Raw genomic sequence first — 15,222 nt, forward strand, 5'->3', positions numbered from 1 at the left:
CACCGGCGTGCCGGAACTTGCCTACGTCCAACCAGATCATCTGGGCACACCGCGCGTGGTGATTGATCCGGTGAGTGATGTCGCGATCTGGGAGTGGAACAACAGGAGCGAGGTGTTCGGCAACCAGATTCCGAGTGCCGACCCGGATGGGGATGGTGTGGCGCTCGAGCTGGCACTGCGCTTCCCGGGTCAGCAGGCGACGGCTGCGAGTGGGTTGTTCTACAACTACCAGCGCGAGTACGACGCTGCGACCGGACGCTATACGCAAGCGGATCCCATAGGCTTGTCCGGCGGCATTTCCGCGTACGGGTATTCGAATGCCTCTCCGCTTCTTGCGGCTGACCCACTTGGGCTTGAGCCCGTGTTCGATACAAGTACGTGCGGCGGACAGCTGGGAATGGTGACTTGTGATGGCAATGGAGGATTTCTGGTCAGTGTCTGCAATTCAGGCTGCGACAAGATATGCACCGTTATGCATGAGCGAAACCATAAGGCGTTATTGGAAAAGAGGGTTCCTAATGCCTGCGTGGGTAGGCCTAAAGGTGCAAGCCCATTCCCAAAGGACTGGGAATATGGTGGGATCGAGCATCGGCAGCTGGCCAATGAGCTTGAGTGTCGTGCATATCAAGAGCAGATGATCTGTGCAACTCGGCTGCGCGATGGAGGACTCGGAGGCGCCGCAGTAGACAAGGCCTACAGCAGGGCAGTAAAGGAAAGGAGCAACAGGCAATGCGATGCATTCGGATACTAGCCATCCTCTCGCTCGTTCTGGGCCAGCTGGGGTGCCGGGATGAGGTTGAGAGTTCAACGTACCCCATGGGTCAGACGGGAAAGAGTTGCACTGCCTACAAAGGCTTTGATCGCCAGCCTCCCGAAGTGGTTGTTGCGGAACTGGCCAGACGGGGGTTGGACAGTCGCAGGTTGATCCATAAAACAGTTTGCGGCTCGATCACCAGCTGGGAGATCCTTCCCGCAGGGGCGTCAATCAATCGGATACCTCCCCCAGATACCTACGTGAACGTCTGGCTGAGGGAAGACGGCTCTGTTTCCGTCAGTACGGACCTCCCTTGATGTCGGCGCTCTGATGCTCACGCATCGGGCCAGCGCGCCTGCGCAATAGGTCAGCTAAGGCGAAGTCGCGCTCACTTGATGTCATCCGGGTGGACCGCGCGTGGCAATCGCTCGGTCCCGATGTCCCGGTTTGGGCGCGTAGCAGAAAGAGCGAAGTGTTTGGCAACCAGATTCCGAGTGCCGACCCGGACGGGGATGGTGTGGCAGTCGAGCTGGCGCTGCGCTTCCCGGGCCAGCAGGCCACGGATGCGAGTGGGTTGTTCTACAACTATCAGCGCGAGTACGACCCGGCGGTGGGGCGGTACTCGCAGAGTGATGCTATTGGATTGAAGGGGGGCATCAGCGCTTACGCTTATGTCGATTCGAATCCAACCATTGCTACCGATCCGAAGGGGCTGGCAAAGAAGAGAGCGTGTGTCGCGGCCTACATCGCTGGAGGTGCGGTTTGCGGCGGTGCGGCGGGCTACTACGGAGGAGGCGCTGTGGGAGGCATCAGCGGCGCGGCGGCTTGCAGTCCATCAGGCCCAGGGGCAGCAGTCTGCGCCATCGGCGGCGCGGCTGGCGGGAGTGCTCTCGGCGGTGCCGCAGGTTCGGTGGTCGGCGGGTTTCTGGGCAATATCGCCGGTCAGGCGATGTGTTCGGACGAGGAGGGAGAAGATTGTGAGGCCCTGCTACGGACTGACACGGATACCTGCAATGGAATCACCAGGATGCGTGGCGCAAGAGCCGGTGCGGTCTGTCATGCGTCGGCGACGCAGAGATATGCTGCGTGTCTTAGCGGAAGCCCTATTCCGCCATTGAATACATGGAGCAATTGACAATGAATACGTATGACCATCTCGTCTGTGTTGATGAAGATGCAAAGGAATTGGTTGTTTTTCGGGTGGGGGCAGATGGGAAGAGGACCTTGTTCACCAGGGTGGCGCTTCCGCAGGTTGAGGGATGGTCTGCCGAGTTGCAGGATCTTGCGAGAGCGCTCGGCGAGAACCTGCTGATCGACTCTCCGGTGATCCGGCGGATTCTCAATGTGTGAGACATGAAACAGGGAGCTCCTCAGCCCTCCAGGAAGGTCCGTGGCATAGCATGAGAGCGTTTGATCTGCGATGTTTGAAAAAGGACGCCGAGAAAAGCGGAATGCGGGCCGTTGGAAATTTCTTGATTGCCTTGTATACGCGAGATGTGATCTTTGGGTTTGCGATAGACCCTGCGCCGTCTGCTATCTACTTATGGACCTTTATCTCTAGGTCAGAGGATTGCAAGTGCGGAAGTGGATAGAGTTTTTTTCGCGGAATGCGTGAGGGGCTTTAAGTTGCCAATGTCCAATGTTATTAAAAATAGATTAGATGCGATTCATTCTGTACTGAAGAATGGTGGTGAACCGGGAATCGCAGCATCTTCTGGAGACGTGGTCTGTTCAGACGGCTCGATTGGTCGGCGGCAGCTCCTGGGGCAGCGGACGGTAGCGAATTGTCTCGCTGGGCGCAGCCCCAACGCAGCAGGGAATACACGCTCTGGCAGCAGATCGTTTACCTGCAGCGACCCGGTGCGTGATGTCGCGATCTGGGATTGGAGCAACAAGAGCGAAGTGTTCGGCAACCAGATTCCGAGTGCCGATCCGGATGGGGATGGTGTGGCGTTCGAGCTTGCGTTGCGCTTCCCGGGCCAGCAGGCGACGGATGCGAGTGGGTTGTTCTACAACTATCAGCGGAATACGTCCCTGCAGTGGGGCTGTATTCGCAGAGTGATCGCATTGGACTACTTTGAGGGATTGCAAGCTTTGCGTATGTTGGTGGGAATCCTATTTCACAGTCCGATTCTCTGGGATTGTGCGAAGACGATAATGGTTTTGATGCGTCCATTCATCAAAAGACATATGGCAAGTACTTCAAGTCATGCATGTCTTACGTTCAGCCTCCGACATGGTTGACTTTGCCGGTGTCTAGTGCATCCGTTCTGATATTGTTTGTTGAAGTGCCCTTTGTTGCCGGTGTTGCAACAGTGGGAGGAGGAGCGCTGGCGAGCTATGAGGTTGGAGCAGCTATAGTCTGCGCTATGGCTGGAATTCAAACTCTGCAGTGAGCCCTATGAAACTGACACGCGGGGGGCTTCTTACATTTTCTGGGATTTGGCTAGCACTTTCGGCCTTGATGCTGTGGCTTGACCGAATCTGGGATGCGTGTGGCGCGTTCCTGGCTGCGGCAGCCTTCTTTCTGGTTGCCTTGAGGAGAAAGCAGCATTTGGCTGGTAGATCACAAGAGTAGCGTGCCTTCTCAGCCCTCTCTTCGAGGAGGGGCCTTGAGAATTGTGACTCCAGCGGTCATCGCACCCCGCTGACGACTTCGGCAGGCACCGCCAGCTACACCTTTCCCCCAACCAGCCATCGCTTGGCTGCGGTGGATGGCGAGGTACGCAGCCATGACGCAGCGGGCAACACCACCAGCGTCCAGGTGGAGAACGTGGAAGTCGTCGGATTCGGGGGCGTGGTGCTCCTGTCCAGCACGACCCAGGTCTTCGGAAGCGACATTGCCACGGCGATGCTTGCCGATGCCGACGGCGTGCCGGTGAGAGTCACCCTGTGCCTGGACAATCACGATCAGCTCTTCGAGCTGGAGCTGTGGAAGGTGGACTTCTCGCCGATCATCGGCGTCGATCTGAGGAGCGCTTTCAGTGAGCACTGACGCCTGCTGAAAGCGATCCAAGCTGAAGGGCGTTGTGCATCGCGTTCACCCTTCGGGCTGCAACCGCCCCACCGCCTGCGCGCACAACGACTGGCAGGCCATGACCAACCCCTCATCACCCGGTCGCCCACGTACTGCCCGGGGTCGCCGTTCTGCCGGGTGCGTTCCGCCGCCAAGAGCATTTCCAGCACCACCCGCAATCCACTCAACGCGCAATCGGCATCGGCCAGGGCCAGGCAGCGGCCGGGCAGTTGATGCCGCTCGGGCCAGGGCTGTCCATCGGCCGCCGCACCGGAGCCGATGCGGTGGAGATTGGCAATGAAGGTGTTCCTGTCCTCTGTTGGCGCAGCCGGAGGCGAACCGTCGTCGCCGGCGGTGCTGCGGTAGGCGTGCAGATGGGGGAAGTCCGATTCGTTCATGGCAAGGCTCCGTGCAGGGCAATCGGTAGCCGCCACCCATAAAAGTGGCGGACGGTACGTGGTTCGAACACCGGGTTGATGTCAGTCCGGCGGGCCCGAAGGCCCCCACGCACCGTCCGCCATAGCCGGCAGACGGATTGCCAGCCGGCGCCACGCTAAGGTGGCGCCGGCTGGCAAGCGCATACATCAACATCAACTCGGGTGTTCGAAGCCCGGCCACCCTTTTTAGGTGGCACGCCATCTGAGCCCCTGGCGCTGTGCAATGCCAATCAGAAGAGTTGCAAACATCACTCGATTGGAGACGCATTTGACATTGTCCTACGCTGTTAAGCCGCGCCAGTGCTGGCTGGCGTAGTGATCCGCCCGCAACGTGCAATCTGCGACAGGTGTCGAGGTTGTCACGGCGAACGGGCCGGGCGGGGAGGGCCTATCACGACAGGCGGCGCCAATTCAGGCTGCGTGGCTCACGGGTTGACGCTTTCAACGCCCCAGCGCACTCTGCGGGCTGGGGTCGACAACCCGTTCAGGGGCAGGGCTGCAGGGTGGTACCAGGAGGCGGAACAGCCATGAGCCAACTCACCGACAGCTTCGGACGCAGCTTTCCGTACCTGCGCTTGTCGCTTACCGAGGCCTGCAACTTCCGTTGCAGCTACTGCCTGCCCGACGGCTACCAGGCCGATGGCCGCCCGCGCTTCCTGCAGGTGGACGAGATTGCCCATCTGGTGCGTGCGTTCGCCGCGCTGGGCATGAGCAAGATCCGCCTGACCGGCGGCGAGCCCAGCCTGCGCAAGGATCTGGACGAGATCATCGCCACCGTGGCGGCGGTGCCGGGCATCCGCAAGGTGGCCATCACCACCAACGGTACGCTGCTTCCCCGGCGCCTGCCGGGCTGGCACCGGGCCGGCCTGACCGCGCTGAACGTGAGCATGGACAGCCTGCAGCGCGAACGCTTCAAGACCATCACCGGGCACGACCGCCTGCCGGAGATCCAGCAGGGCCTGGCGCTGGCGCAGGCGTTGGGCCTGCCAGCGATCAAGCTCAATGCGGTGCTGCTGCGTGGCCTGAACGACGACGAGCTGCCGCAGTGGATGGATTACCTGCGTGACCGCCCCTTCAGCGTGCGCTTCATCGAGCTGATGCGCACCGGCGACAACGAAGCCTATTTCCAGCGCCACCACCTGCGCGCCGACGTGGTGATCGAGCAGCTGCTGGCTGCCGGTTGGCAAGAGCGTCCGCGCGCGGCCGACGCCGGCCCGGCGCGCGAGTTCGGTCACCCCGACCATCGCGGCAGCATCGGCATCATCGCCCCGTATTCGCGTGACTTCTGCAAGGGCTGCAACCGCCTGCGGGTGACCGCCAAGGGCGACCTGCGGCTTTGCCTGTTCGGCGAGTTCGGCGTGCCGCTGCGCCCGCTGCTGCAGCGCGATGAGGACCACGACGCGCTGCTGGCACGCATCACGACCCAGCTTGGCCTGAAAGCGGCCGGGCATGGACTGCACCAGGGCCAGACCGGGCTGACCCCGCACCTGGCCTCGATCGGAGGATGAGCAACACGATGAGTGGGGAATTGAACGCGGCCTTCCACATGGCCGATGTGCGCAACAAGCGCATCAGCCGCCGCCGTGCGGTGGCGGTGGGCGAGTTGCATGCCGGTCCAGTGGCCTATCCGCTGATCGTCGAGCGCCGCCTGCCCAAGGGCGATGCGCTGGTGATGGCCGAGATTGCCGGACTGCAGGGCGCCAAGATGGCGTCGATGCTGATGCCGCTGTGCCATCCGCTGCCGCTGGAACTGGTGCAGGTGTTCTGCGCGCCGGTGCCGGAACGGCAGGCGATCCGCGTGTGGTGCGAGTGCGCGAGCGAGGCGCGCACCGGCGTGGAGATGGAGGCGCTGGCTGGCGTCAACGCGGCGCTGCTGACCCTGTACGACCTGAGCAAGCCGGTGGAGCCGGCGTTGCGCATCGAAGGCATCCGCCTGCTGTTCAAGGAGGGCGGCAAGCGCGGTGTCTGGCTGCACCCGGATGGCATGGACGAGGCCGAGCGCGCGCGTTTCAAGCCGCGTGCACCTAAGGGGTTGGAGGATGCGGCCTGCGCGGTGATCACGCTGAGCGATCGCGCCAGCGAAGGCACCTATGAGGATATCTCCGGCCCGACCCTGGTGGCCGGGCTGAAGAAGCTGGGGGGCGAGGTGGTAGCCGCCGAGGTACTGCCCGATGGCATTGAGCCGTTGGCGGGCCGCCTGCAGGCCTTGGCTGCTGAGGGCGTGCGCCTGTGCCTGTGTACCGGTGGTACCGGGCTGGGCCCGCGTGACCTGACCCCGGAGGCGCTGCGTTCCTTGAACGCGCGGCCCGTGCATGGCCTGGCGCAGATGGTGCGGGCCCTGAGTGCGCAGCACACGCCGATGGCCTGGCTGAGCCGCGCCGAGGTGGTACAGCTGGGCAACATGCTGGTGTTCGCATTGCCCGGCAGCCCGAAGGCGGCGGCGCAGTGCCTGGATATCCTGGCGCCGGTACTGGGCCATGCCCTGGCGATGGTCGAGGGGGATGGCCACTGATGATTGCCTACAGCGATGCCTTGCAGCACCTGCTGGACGCGGCCAAGCCGCTGCCGGCCGAGCATCTGCCGCTGCATGAGGCCGCGGGCCGCACGCTGGCCCGTGACATCCACAGCGCGCAGTCGCTGCCGCCGTTCGACAATTCGGCGATGGACGGCTTCGCGCTGCGCGCCAACGGCACGGCGTTCGAGGCCGGTACCGAATTTGCCGTGCAGGGTTGGCAGGCAGCCGGTGATGCAGGTGCCGAAGGTGGCGAGGGTGCCTGGGAAATCATGACCGGTGCGCGCATGCCGTCCGGGCTGGATACGGTGGTGCCGGTCGAGAACGTGGACATCCTCGCCAGCGAGGAGGGACGCCCGACCCGCATCGCCCTGAAGACATCGGTGAAGCCGGGCCAGAACGTGCGCCTGCGCGGAGAGGATGTAAGCGATGGTGAGCGCGTGCTGCAGGCCGGCCAGGTGCTTGATATCAATGCGCGCACCCTGCTGCATGCCATCGGCGTGGGCCAGGTGGCAGTGGTGGCACGGCCGGGGGCTGCGGTGATCGCCACCGGCAAGGAACTGGTGACCGAGGCGGAGCAGACGCTGGAATCCGGGCAGATCCGTGACAGCAACCGGCCGTATCTGGTCGGCCGCCTGCAGGCCGCCGGTGCCGAGGTGGTCTGGCAGGGCTCGGTAGGCGATGAGGTGGCCGCGTTCAACGCGGTACTGGATGCAGCGCTGGACGCGGGTGCGCAGCTGTTGATCAGCACCGGCGCGGTGTCGGCCGGCCGCTACGATTTCATTCCCGACGCGCTGCGCGGCCGGGGTGCGCGCATCGTGTTCCACAAGGTGGCGATCCGCCCCGGCAAGCCGCTGCTGTTTGCGGTGCTGCCCAATGGCGCGCTGTATTTCGGCCTGCCCGGCAACCCGGTGTCGGCTGCGGTGGGCCAGCGCTTCTTCGTTGAGCCGGTACTGCGCCGCCTGCTGGGGCTGGCACCGGAGCCGGTGTTGACATTGCCCCTGCAGGCCGACGTGCGCACGCCGCCCGGCCTGCGCTTCCACGCGCGGGCGCGGGTGGAGGTGGACGCACAGGGGCGCCTGAGTGCGCGCGTGTTGGCCGGGCAGGAGTCGTTCCGTTTGATGTCCATGCTGCAGGCCAACGCCTGGGTGGTGCTGGAAGGCGAGGGAGGTCTGGCCAGTGCTGGCACCTACGTGCGCGTGCAGGGCTGGGGTCATCAGGACCCGGTGCAGCTGGCGAGCCAGGAGTCATGATGAGACAGGTAAATCTGCAGTTGTTCGGTGCGTTCTCCGATCTGGATGCCAGCCGCGAGATTGCCGTGGAGGTGGCCGGTGGCACCGTGGCCGACCTGCGCCAGGCGTTGCGCGAGCTGCTGCCGCTGCGTTGGCCCGGTTTCCGCGCGGGCCTGCTGGACTATTCGGCATTCGCCGACCAGCAACGTGTGCTGCGCGACCATGACGCGCTGCCAGACGATGGCCGGGTGGCGATCCTGCCGCCGGTGAGCGGGGGCTGAGCGATGAGCGAGATGATCATCGCCAAGGTGGTGGATCGCGCGCAGGCGGCGATCGATCCGGCCGAGGGCATCGCGGCAGTGTCCGATCCTGGCTTCGGCGGCATCGATGTGTTCATCGGCAAAGTGCGCGACGTCAATGTGGGCCGGCGGGTGACCGGGATTACCTACGACCTGTTTGAACCACTGGTGCTGAACGAATTCAAGCGGCTGGCCGCCGAGGTCGAGTCGACGTTCGGTCCGAAGCTGAAGCTGTACGTGGCCCATGCCAAGGGCCGGCTTGGCATCGGCGATGTGGCGGTGGTGGTGGCCGCCGGCAGTCCGCACCGTGACGAGGCGTTCCGCGCCTGCCGGCAGTTGATCGAGGTGGTCAAGCACCAGTGCCCGATCTGGAAGCAGGAGCATTACGAGGACGGCGACAGCCAGTGGAGCGAAGGTTGCAGCCTTTGCCATGCGGAAAGTGAACCTTCGCACTCCCATGGCCATACGCATGACCACGGGCATTGACCGCGCCCTTCAGGGCGCGGGATTCAGTAGATCCACGCCATGCGTGGGAGAGGCCTTTCCCCCGCATCCGGCCGACACAGCCACGCATGGCGTGGCTCTACCATGAATGGAACCATCAACGGCATCGTGTTGGCCGGTGGCCTGTCCGCCCGCATGGGTCGCGACAAGGCACTGCTGCCCTGGCAGGGCCGCACATTGCTGGAGCACATGCGCGGCCTGTTGAAGCAGGCGGGCGCGCGCGAGATCTGGGTCAGCGGAAACTACCCGGCGTTTGGCGGAATCCCGGATCGGGTTGCACGCTGCGGCCCACTGGGCGGCCTCTACAGTGTGGCGATGCAGATGACGGATGGCCCTGCCTGGGTGGTGCCGGTCGATACGCCGCGGGTGACACCCGCGCTGTTGCAGCGCCTGCAGGCCGATCAAGCGCGCGCCTGCACGGTATTCGACGATGAACCGTTGCCGATGCGGTTGCAGATCGATGATCATTGCCGCCGCGTGCTGCAGGCCTTGATCGATGACCCGACGGCGCGCCGTTCACTGCGCGCCCTGCAGGAACGCCTGGGCGTGACACGGTTGCCACTGGCGCCGGAGGATCAGGCGTTGCTGCTCAACTGCAATACCCCGTCGGAATGGGAGTCCATCACAGCATGAAGGTCCAGCTGCAACAGCAATCGATGCGCCTGCGCGTGGATGAAGAAGAACTGGCTCGATTGCTGGCAGGTGAATCGGTGGAGAACCTGACGCGCTTTGGTGGCAGCGGTGGCTGGGGCGTGGCGCTGTCGCTGCATGCCGGCGACCAGGCCGTGCTGCTCGATGGCGGTACATTCTGCCGGTTGGTACTGCCGCGCCAGGCCGTCGAGTCGCTGGCGGGGAGGCTGCCCTGCCGCGATGGCCTGGGCTTCGGTATCGCGTTGGATGACGACAGCATGCTGCAGCTGCAGTTCGACGTGGACGTGCGCGACAGCATGCGGCAGCGTGGCCCGCAGCGGCGTTCTGAACCTGCGCCCGAGTAGGCGCAGGTTGCGCAGGGCCGGGTGGTGCGCTGTCGTATGATGAGGGCCTTCGTTACTGCGTCGCTGCAATGCCCCTGAACCCCTCCGCTCCGCCCGCGTCCCGACCGGCCACGCCCAATCCGGCAGCGGCCGACGACGGAGACGCGCTGCACTTCTGCAGCACCTGCGCGTTCTCCGATGCCTGCATGTCGCAGGGCTACGACAAGACCGCGCTGGGCGAACTGCATGTGCTGGTCGACCACGTCGGCCCGTTCCAGGCCGGCGACTACCTGTTCCGTGCAGGCGATCCGTTCGACTCGATCGCAGCGGTCCGCGCGGGCATGGTCAAGACCTTTGTCGATGACAGCCAGGGCAATGAGCAGGTGCTGGGTTTCAGCCTGCCGGGCGAGGTGATCGGGCTCAATGCCATCCATGGCGCGCGCTTTCCCTGCAACGCCGTGGCCCTGGACACCGTCTACCTGTGCCGGATCTCGTTCCCGCGATTGAGCCTGCTGGCCACCCGCATGCCGGGTTTGCAGGCACGGCTGTTCAGCCTGCTCAGTGCCGAGATCGGCAAGGTGGCCACGCTGGCTGCCAACCATCGCACCGAGGAGCGCATGGCGGCGTTCCTGCTGGATCTTTCCGAGCGCTACGCCCGGCGCGGATTCTCCGCCACCCGTTTCAACCTGAGCATGGCCCGTACCGAGATTGCCAACTATCTGCGGATGGCGCCGGAGACAGTGAGCCGGGTACTGCGCCGCTTGAGCGACGAGGGCGTGATTGCGGTGAACCAACGTGAGATGCTGTTGCTGCAACCCGAACGGCTGGCGGCGTTGGCCGTGGCTCGGGAATCCGGACTGGACTGATCAGGCAAGCGAGGGGCCGACCCATGATGCGAGCGGGGCTGTTGGTGCTGGGAATGCTGGCTGCAGTACCGGCCTGGGCGGCCGACCTGACGGTGTCGGCGGCTTCGAGCCTGACCGAGAGCTTCCGCGAGCTGGGCGCGGCGTATGAGAGGGCGCACCCGGGAACCAAGGTCGATTTCAACTTCGCCGCATCCGGCGTGCTGCTGCAGCAGATCAGCCGTGGCGCACCGGTGGATGTGTTCGCGTCGGCCGATGAAACCACGATGGACCAGGCCCAGCAGCAGGACCTGCTGGCGGCCGGTACCCGCGAGGTGTTCGCGGTGAACGCGCTGTGGGTGGTGGTGCCACCGCAGGCCAAGGCCGCGCCGCGCACCTTGAAGGACCTGGCTGGTGCCGGTGTGCAGCGCGTTGCGCTGGGCAACCCGGACAGCGTGCCGGTCGGCCGCTATGCCAAGGGCGCGCTGGAAGCGGCGGGCCTGTGGCCGTCGGTGCAGGGCAGGATCATCACGACGCAGAACGTGCGCCAGTCGCTGGATTACGTGGCGCGCGGTGAAGTGGATGCGGGCTTCGTCTATGCCACCGATGCACAGGCGATGCCCGACCGGGTGCGCCGCGCCTTCGCGGTTCCGGTGGCGGGGCGCATTGCCTATCCGCTGGCGGTGACCAGGGCCAGCGCGCAGTCGGCCGAAGCCAGGCGCTTCACCGCCTTCGTGCGTTCGGCGCCGGGCCAGGCGATCCTGGCCAAGCACGGGTTCGGCAAGCCCTGACGCATGGATCTGGACTGGAGCGCACTGGGGTTGTCGCTGAAGGTGGCCGGCTGGGCCACCGCGATCAATCTGGTGCTGGGCGTGGCACTGGGCGCGCTGCTGGCGCGGCGGCGCTTTCCCGGCCGCGAGCTGCTGGATTCGCTGCTGACCCTGCCGATGGTGCTGCCACCGACGGTGCTGGGCTATTACCTGCTGGTGCTGATCGGCCGCAACGGCCCGATCGGCGCGTGGCTGCAGTCGTGGTTCGGCATCAACCTGGTGTTCACCTGGCAGGCCGCGGTGATCGCCGCGGCGGTGGCTTCGCTGCCGCTGGTGTTCAAGCCGGCACGCGCGGCGTTCGAAGAAGTGGACGGGCAGCTGGAGCAGGCCGCGCGCACGCTTGGAGTGTCCGAAGCAGCGGTGTTCTTCCGCGTCACGCTGCCGCTGGCGTGGCGCGGCATTCTTGCCGGCCTGCTGCTGGCCTTCGCACGCGCGATGGGTGAATTCGGCGCGACATTGATGGTGGCGGGCAGCATTCCGGGACGCACGCAGACGCTGTCGATCGCCATCTACGAGGCGGTGCAGGCCGGCCAGGATGGCAAGGCCAATGCGCTGGTGATCCTGACTTCGGTGGTGTGCATCGTGATCCTGTTGCTGGCTGCGCGGCTGGTGGGCGGACGTCGCCGGGGGCTGCGTGATGTGGCTTGACCTGCAGGTGCAGCGCCGCCTGCAGGCGGCCGGCCAGGATTTCGTGTTGGACGTATCGCTGCAGTGCACGCAGCGCCAGGTGGTGCTGTTCGGGCCTTCAGGCGCCGGCAAGAGCCTGACCCTGAAGGCGGTGGCCGGGCTGCTGCGGCCGGGCGAGGGCCATGTGCGCCTGCAGGGGCAGACCCTGTTCGACGCGGCCACCGCTGTGGATCTGCCGCCGCAGCGCCGCCGGCTGGGCTACGTGTTCCAGGACTACGCGTTGTTCCCGCACCTGAGCGTGCGCCAGAACGTGGCGTTCGGGCTGCAGAAGGGATGGCTGAATCCGCGGGTCGGCCAGCGTTTCGATGCGGTGGAGCAGTGGCTGCACGCATTCCGCATCGACACGGTGGGCGATCTGCTGCCGTCGCAGGTCTCCGGTGGCCAGCGCCAGCGCACTGCATTGGCGCGCGCCCTGGTGACGCAGCCGCAAGCGCTGCTGCTGGATGAGCCGTTCTCCGCACTGGACCATGACCTGCGCCAGCATCTGCGCCAGGAGCTGGAGACCGTGCTGGACAAGACCGGCATTCCGCTGCTGTTGATCAGCCACGATCCACAGGACGTGGCGATGTTCGGTCAGCAGGTGGCGCGCATGGTGGATGGTCGCATCGTCGGCGGTTGACCCGTGATGGACGCACCGGCGATGGTTGGTCACATCTGATGGTAGTGCCGGCCGCTGGCCGGCAACCTCGGTATCCTGAGCAGCCGGCCAGCGGCCGGCTCTACCGTGATGCACGGGCGATGATTGGCTACATGTTCTGGTAGTGCCGGTCAGCGGCCGGCTCTACCGTGATGCACAGGCGATGATTGGCTACATGTTCTGGTAGTGCCGGCCGCTGGCCGGCAACCAAGGGATACTGACCAGCCGGCCAGCGGCCGGCTCTACCGGTCCAGGATTCGTGCAGTCCAGTGGTACCGATCAATACAACTCACAGTGCGTGCGGCCTTCACCGCGCAGCGCGTCCCAGCGCCCCTCGCCACCAATGGTATCGATGGCCTCGCGCACCGCGCCTTCCAGATGGCGCTTGTTGCCGCACAGGTACAGGTGCCCGCCGCGGGCCAGGACGTCGCGCACTTCGCTGGCGCGCTGATGCAGCACATGCTGCACATAGATCTTTTCAGCGCCATCGCGCGAGAACGCGGTATGCAGGCCGGACAGCACGCCACGCGCGTGCCAGTCCTGCAGCTGGTCGCGGTACAGGTAATCGTGCTGGCGGTGCTTCTCACCAAACACCAGGTGCACCTCGCGTTCGCAGCCGTTGGCCTGCAGCTCCTGCATCAGGCCCATCAGCGGTGCGATGCCGGTGCCGGTGCCGACCAGCAGCAGCGGCGCCTGGCCGGTATCGGGCAGGTGGAAGCCAGGGTTGGAGCGGCAGTACACACGGGCGTGCTCGCCGCCATGCAGCAGGCTGCCGGTGGCGGTGCCGAAGCGCTCTCGGCCGCGCAGGGTGTAGCGCACTTCGCGCACGCACAGGCTCAGCTGGTCGTCGCACGGGTGTGAGGCGATCGAATAGGCGCGCGGCAGCCGCGGTGAAAGCAGCTCACGCAGTCTGGCCAGCGGCACGCTGTCCGGCGTGGCGTGGTCCTGCAGCACGTCCAGCAGGTCCAGGCCGTGCAGGTAGGCTTCCAGCTCGCGCTTCTGGCTGACCTTCAACAGGCCCTTCAGTACCTCGCTACCGCCGAGCCTGGCCAGTTCGCGCAGCACGCCCTTGCTCAGCAGGCGCAGCTCGCGGTCGTGCAGGGCGGCCACGGCGGCGGTATCGCCGTACCAGGTAGCCAATGCCTGCAGCAAGGCAGGGTCGTTCTCGGGTACCACGTGCAGGGTGTCACCCGCGCGGTAGGCCATGCCACTGCCGGCAATGTCCAGTTGCACGTGCCAGGCGGCCGGGTCGCTGCTGTTCAAGCGGCGGCGTTTGAGGATGCGGGCGGCAAACGCATTGTCTTCGCCATAGGCGGTGACCTGCAGGTGCAGGTGCTGGCCAGCGCTGAGGTCGCCATCCAGCACCTGGCCGAGCACCGGCTGCCATTGCTGGAAGAACTGCTCGTAGCCCAGGTCGGCGTCCACCCGATGCAGCAGCGGCTGCGCCTGGCGCTCGCTCAGCGCGGCATCCAGCGCCTTGGTGAAGCCGCAGAAGCTCGGGTAGCCGGTATCACCGAGCCCGAACACTGCATAGCGCAGGCCGCTCAGCGTCGGGATCTGGCGCAGCGTTTCGAAGAACTGCTCGCCATTGGCTGGCGGCTCACCGTCACCGAAGGAACTGGAGATCGCCAGCAGCACATCGCCTTGGCCGAGACTGGCTACGTCGATGTCGTTGAACGGGAGCACCTGCGGCCCATGCGGCTGCAGTTCCGCGCCCAGGCGCTGGGCCAGGGCGCGGGCGTTGCCCGACTCGGACGCGAAACCCACCAGCAGACGGCTGAAGGGCGTACTGGTCGGGAGAGCGTTCACGCGGCCTCGTAGAAGTCGTCGAACTTTTCCTTGCTGAACTCGACCAGGTCGTAGTTCTGCATCAGGTCGTTCACCACGCGGCGGATGCTGATGTAGGAGGTGATGTTGCCGTCTGCGTCGAACAGCGGCTGCACGGTGGTGTCGACCACGTAGAGCACGCCGCCCTTGCCGAGGTTGGGCACGATGCCGGTCCAGGTCTTGCCGGCCTTGATGGTGTCCCACATGTCCTTGTAGACGGCCTTGGGCACGTCCGGGTGGCGCACGATGCTGTGCGGCTGGCCGATCAGCTCTTCGCGGGCGAAGCCGGTGAGCGTGCAGAACAGGTCATTGGCGTAGGTGATGTTGCCCTGCAGGTCGGTGGTGGAGATCACCATGACGTTCTGCATGGCGTTCAGCAGCTGGGCGTTGTCGGGGGTGTAGCTCATCGCAGGGTCCTTGTGGATGCCGGCCGCGCCGGCGTGTTCGGGTCCTGCATAGGAATACGCCCGCGCGGCGGCGGGCGGTTTGACATTGGTCAAGCGCGTAGCGCGAAGGCCTGCGACCGGGTGTCGCAGGGTGAGTCTCTTAAAGACCAATCCAGCTCGGCTCAGGCGGCACGTGGGATTGCCAACAGCCGGGCGTGGGCTCGGCCCCATCGCAGGAGACACGGGCAGGAGGCGGGCGCATGTCATGTGTACTGAGCTCATGAC

Annotated in this window: 16 protein-coding genes and 3 pseudogenes; 16 read left to right on the forward strand and 3 right to left on the reverse strand. The window is 65.1% G+C overall.

What is annotated here, in order from left to right:
• From AC5P99_RS17470 to AC5P99_RS17490, 5 genes and pseudogenes are all read left to right on the forward strand, one after another.
• A partial coding sequence (locus AC5P99_RS17470; protein ID WP_495213367.1) for an RHS repeat domain-containing protein occupies positions 1–751 on the forward strand: 751 nt, incomplete at its 5' end.
• A 402-nt stretch (positions 752–1,153) separates the two neighbouring features.
• A pseudogene (locus tag AC5P99_RS17475) lies at positions 1,154–1,481 on the forward strand (RHS repeat-associated core domain-containing protein); the annotation flags it as partial.
• A 410-nt stretch (positions 1,482–1,891) separates the two neighbouring features.
• On the forward strand, positions 1,892–2,104 hold the full coding sequence (locus tag AC5P99_RS17480) for a hypothetical protein (RefSeq protein WP_227833054.1): 213 nt from the start codon (positions 1,892–1,894) through the stop codon (positions 2,102–2,104).
• A 504-nt stretch (positions 2,105–2,608) separates the two neighbouring features.
• Positions 2,609–3,150 (forward strand): annotated as a pseudogene (locus tag AC5P99_RS17485) (RHS repeat-associated core domain-containing protein); the annotation flags it as partial.
• Positions 3,151–3,464: 314 nt separating this feature from the next.
• A complete protein-coding gene (locus AC5P99_RS17490) occupies positions 3,465–3,749 on the forward strand; it encodes a DUF6984 family protein (RefSeq protein ID WP_049451634.1) in 285 nt (94 codons plus the stop codon).
• 45 nt (positions 3,750–3,794) lie between these two features.
• On the opposite strand, the pseudogene AC5P99_RS17495 reads toward AC5P99_RS17490, so the two are convergent.
• Positions 3,795–4,168 (reverse strand): annotated as a pseudogene (locus AC5P99_RS17495) (hypothetical protein).
• Between the two features lie 566 nt (positions 4,169–4,734).
• Here AC5P99_RS17495 and moaA point away from each other — a divergent pair.
• The 11 genes from moaA to AC5P99_RS17550 all read left to right on the forward strand — a co-directional run bounded on the left by moaA (position 4,735) and on the right by AC5P99_RS17550 (position 12,706).
• On the forward strand, positions 4,735–5,715 hold the full coding sequence (gene moaA, locus AC5P99_RS17500; RefSeq protein WP_495213368.1) for a GTP 3',8-cyclase MoaA: 981 nt from the start codon (positions 4,735–4,737) through the stop codon (positions 5,713–5,715).
• An 8-nt stretch (positions 5,716–5,723) separates the two neighbouring features.
• Positions 5,724–6,719, forward strand: a complete 996-nt coding sequence (gene moaCB / locus AC5P99_RS17505) for a bifunctional molybdenum cofactor biosynthesis protein MoaC/MoaB (RefSeq protein WP_495213389.1) — start codon at positions 5,724–5,726, stop codon at positions 6,717–6,719.
• Positions 6,719–7,972, forward strand: coding sequence for a molybdopterin molybdotransferase MoeA (locus tag AC5P99_RS17510; protein WP_495213369.1), 1,254 nt, complete (start codon positions 6,719–6,721; stop codon positions 7,970–7,972). Before moaCB ends, AC5P99_RS17510 begins: the two co-directional genes overlap by 1 nt.
• Positions 7,972–8,232, forward strand: coding sequence for a MoaD/ThiS family protein (locus tag AC5P99_RS17515; protein WP_021204222.1), 261 nt, complete (start codon positions 7,972–7,974; stop codon positions 8,230–8,232). Before AC5P99_RS17510 ends, AC5P99_RS17515 begins: the two co-directional genes overlap by 1 nt.
• Positions 8,233–8,235: 3 nt before the next feature.
• The gene (locus AC5P99_RS17520) at positions 8,236–8,736 is read left to right on the forward strand and encodes a molybdenum cofactor biosynthesis protein MoaE (RefSeq protein WP_111687368.1); all 501 of its coding nucleotides are present in this window, start codon (positions 8,236–8,238) and stop codon (positions 8,734–8,736) included.
• Positions 8,737–8,838: 102 nt separating this feature from the next.
• Positions 8,839–9,387 carry a molybdenum cofactor guanylyltransferase gene (gene mobA, locus AC5P99_RS17525; RefSeq protein ID WP_005409912.1) on the forward strand — a complete coding sequence of 183 codons (549 nt, stop codon included), beginning with the start codon at positions 8,839–8,841 and terminating at the stop codon, positions 9,385–9,387.
• Positions 9,384–9,749, forward strand: coding sequence for a hypothetical protein (locus AC5P99_RS17530; RefSeq protein WP_005413668.1), 366 nt, complete (start codon positions 9,384–9,386; stop codon positions 9,747–9,749). The genes mobA and AC5P99_RS17530 overlap by 4 nt, the downstream gene beginning before the upstream one ends.
• A 68-nt stretch (positions 9,750–9,817) precedes the next feature.
• On the forward strand, positions 9,818–10,594 hold the full coding sequence (locus AC5P99_RS17535; protein WP_005409910.1) for a helix-turn-helix domain-containing protein: 777 nt from the start codon (positions 9,818–9,820) through the stop codon (positions 10,592–10,594).
• 23 nt (positions 10,595–10,617) lie between these two features.
• A complete protein-coding gene (modA, locus tag AC5P99_RS17540; protein ID WP_032966866.1) occupies positions 10,618–11,361 on the forward strand; it encodes a molybdate ABC transporter substrate-binding protein in 744 nt (247 codons plus the stop codon).
• Positions 11,362–11,364: 3 nt separating this feature from the next.
• Positions 11,365–12,048: a molybdate ABC transporter permease subunit gene (gene modB, locus AC5P99_RS17545; protein ID WP_111151345.1), complete on the forward strand. Its 684-nt coding sequence runs from the start codon at positions 11,365–11,367 to the stop codon at positions 12,046–12,048.
• Positions 12,038–12,706, forward strand: a complete 669-nt coding sequence (locus AC5P99_RS17550; protein ID WP_495213390.1) for a sulfate/molybdate ABC transporter ATP-binding protein — start codon at positions 12,038–12,040, stop codon at positions 12,704–12,706. Before modB ends, AC5P99_RS17550 begins: the two co-directional genes overlap by 11 nt.
• Positions 12,707–13,003: 297 nt before the next feature.
• Here AC5P99_RS17550 and AC5P99_RS17555 read toward each other — a convergent pair whose 3' ends face one another.
• Positions 13,004–14,533: a diflavin oxidoreductase gene (locus AC5P99_RS17555; protein ID WP_495213370.1), complete on the reverse strand. Its 1,530-nt coding sequence runs from the start codon at positions 14,531–14,533 to the stop codon at positions 13,004–13,006.
• Positions 14,530–14,958, reverse strand: a complete 429-nt coding sequence (locus AC5P99_RS17560) for a PAS domain-containing protein (protein ID WP_005409905.1) — start codon at positions 14,956–14,958, stop codon at positions 14,530–14,532. Before AC5P99_RS17560 ends, AC5P99_RS17555 begins: the two co-directional genes overlap by 4 nt.
• Between the last annotated feature and the right edge of the window lie 264 nt (positions 14,959–15,222).

The organism is Stenotrophomonas sp. YJH_SMC_80 (assembly GCF_059372495.1).

Coding starts and splice junctions, on each gene's coding strand:
- modA (WP_032966866.1), top strand. CDS start 10,618: ATGATGCGAGCGGGGCTGTTGGTGCTGGGAATGCTGGCTGCAGTACCG.
- modB (WP_111151345.1), top strand. CDS start 11,365: ATGGATCTGGACTGGAGCGCACTGGGGTTGTCGCTGAAGGTGGCCGGC.
- AC5P99_RS17510 (WP_495213369.1), top strand. CDS start 6,719: ATGATTGCCTACAGCGATGCCTTGCAGCACCTGCTGGACGCGGCCAAG.
- moaA (WP_495213368.1), top strand. CDS start 4,735: ATGAGCCAACTCACCGACAGCTTCGGACGCAGCTTTCCGTACCTGCGC.
- moaCB (WP_495213389.1), top strand. CDS start 5,724: ATGAGTGGGGAATTGAACGCGGCCTTCCACATGGCCGATGTGCGCAAC.
- AC5P99_RS17520 (WP_111687368.1), top strand. CDS start 8,236: ATGAGCGAGATGATCATCGCCAAGGTGGTGGATCGCGCGCAGGCGGCG.
- AC5P99_RS17560 (WP_005409905.1), bottom strand. CDS start 14,958: ATGAGCTACACCCCCGACAACGCCCAGCTGCTGAACGCCATGCAGAAC.
- AC5P99_RS17535 (WP_005409910.1), top strand. CDS start 9,818: ATGCCCCTGAACCCCTCCGCTCCGCCCGCGTCCCGACCGGCCACGCCC.
- mobA (WP_005409912.1), top strand. CDS start 8,839: ATGAATGGAACCATCAACGGCATCGTGTTGGCCGGTGGCCTGTCCGCC.
- AC5P99_RS17550 (WP_495213390.1), top strand. CDS start 12,038: ATGTGGCTTGACCTGCAGGTGCAGCGCCGCCTGCAGGCGGCCGGCCAG.
- AC5P99_RS17480 (WP_227833054.1), top strand. CDS start 1,892: ATGAATACGTATGACCATCTCGTCTGTGTTGATGAAGATGCAAAGGAA.
- AC5P99_RS17530 (WP_005413668.1), top strand. CDS start 9,384: ATGAAGGTCCAGCTGCAACAGCAATCGATGCGCCTGCGCGTGGATGAA.
- AC5P99_RS17515 (WP_021204222.1), top strand. CDS start 7,972: ATGAGACAGGTAAATCTGCAGTTGTTCGGTGCGTTCTCCGATCTGGAT.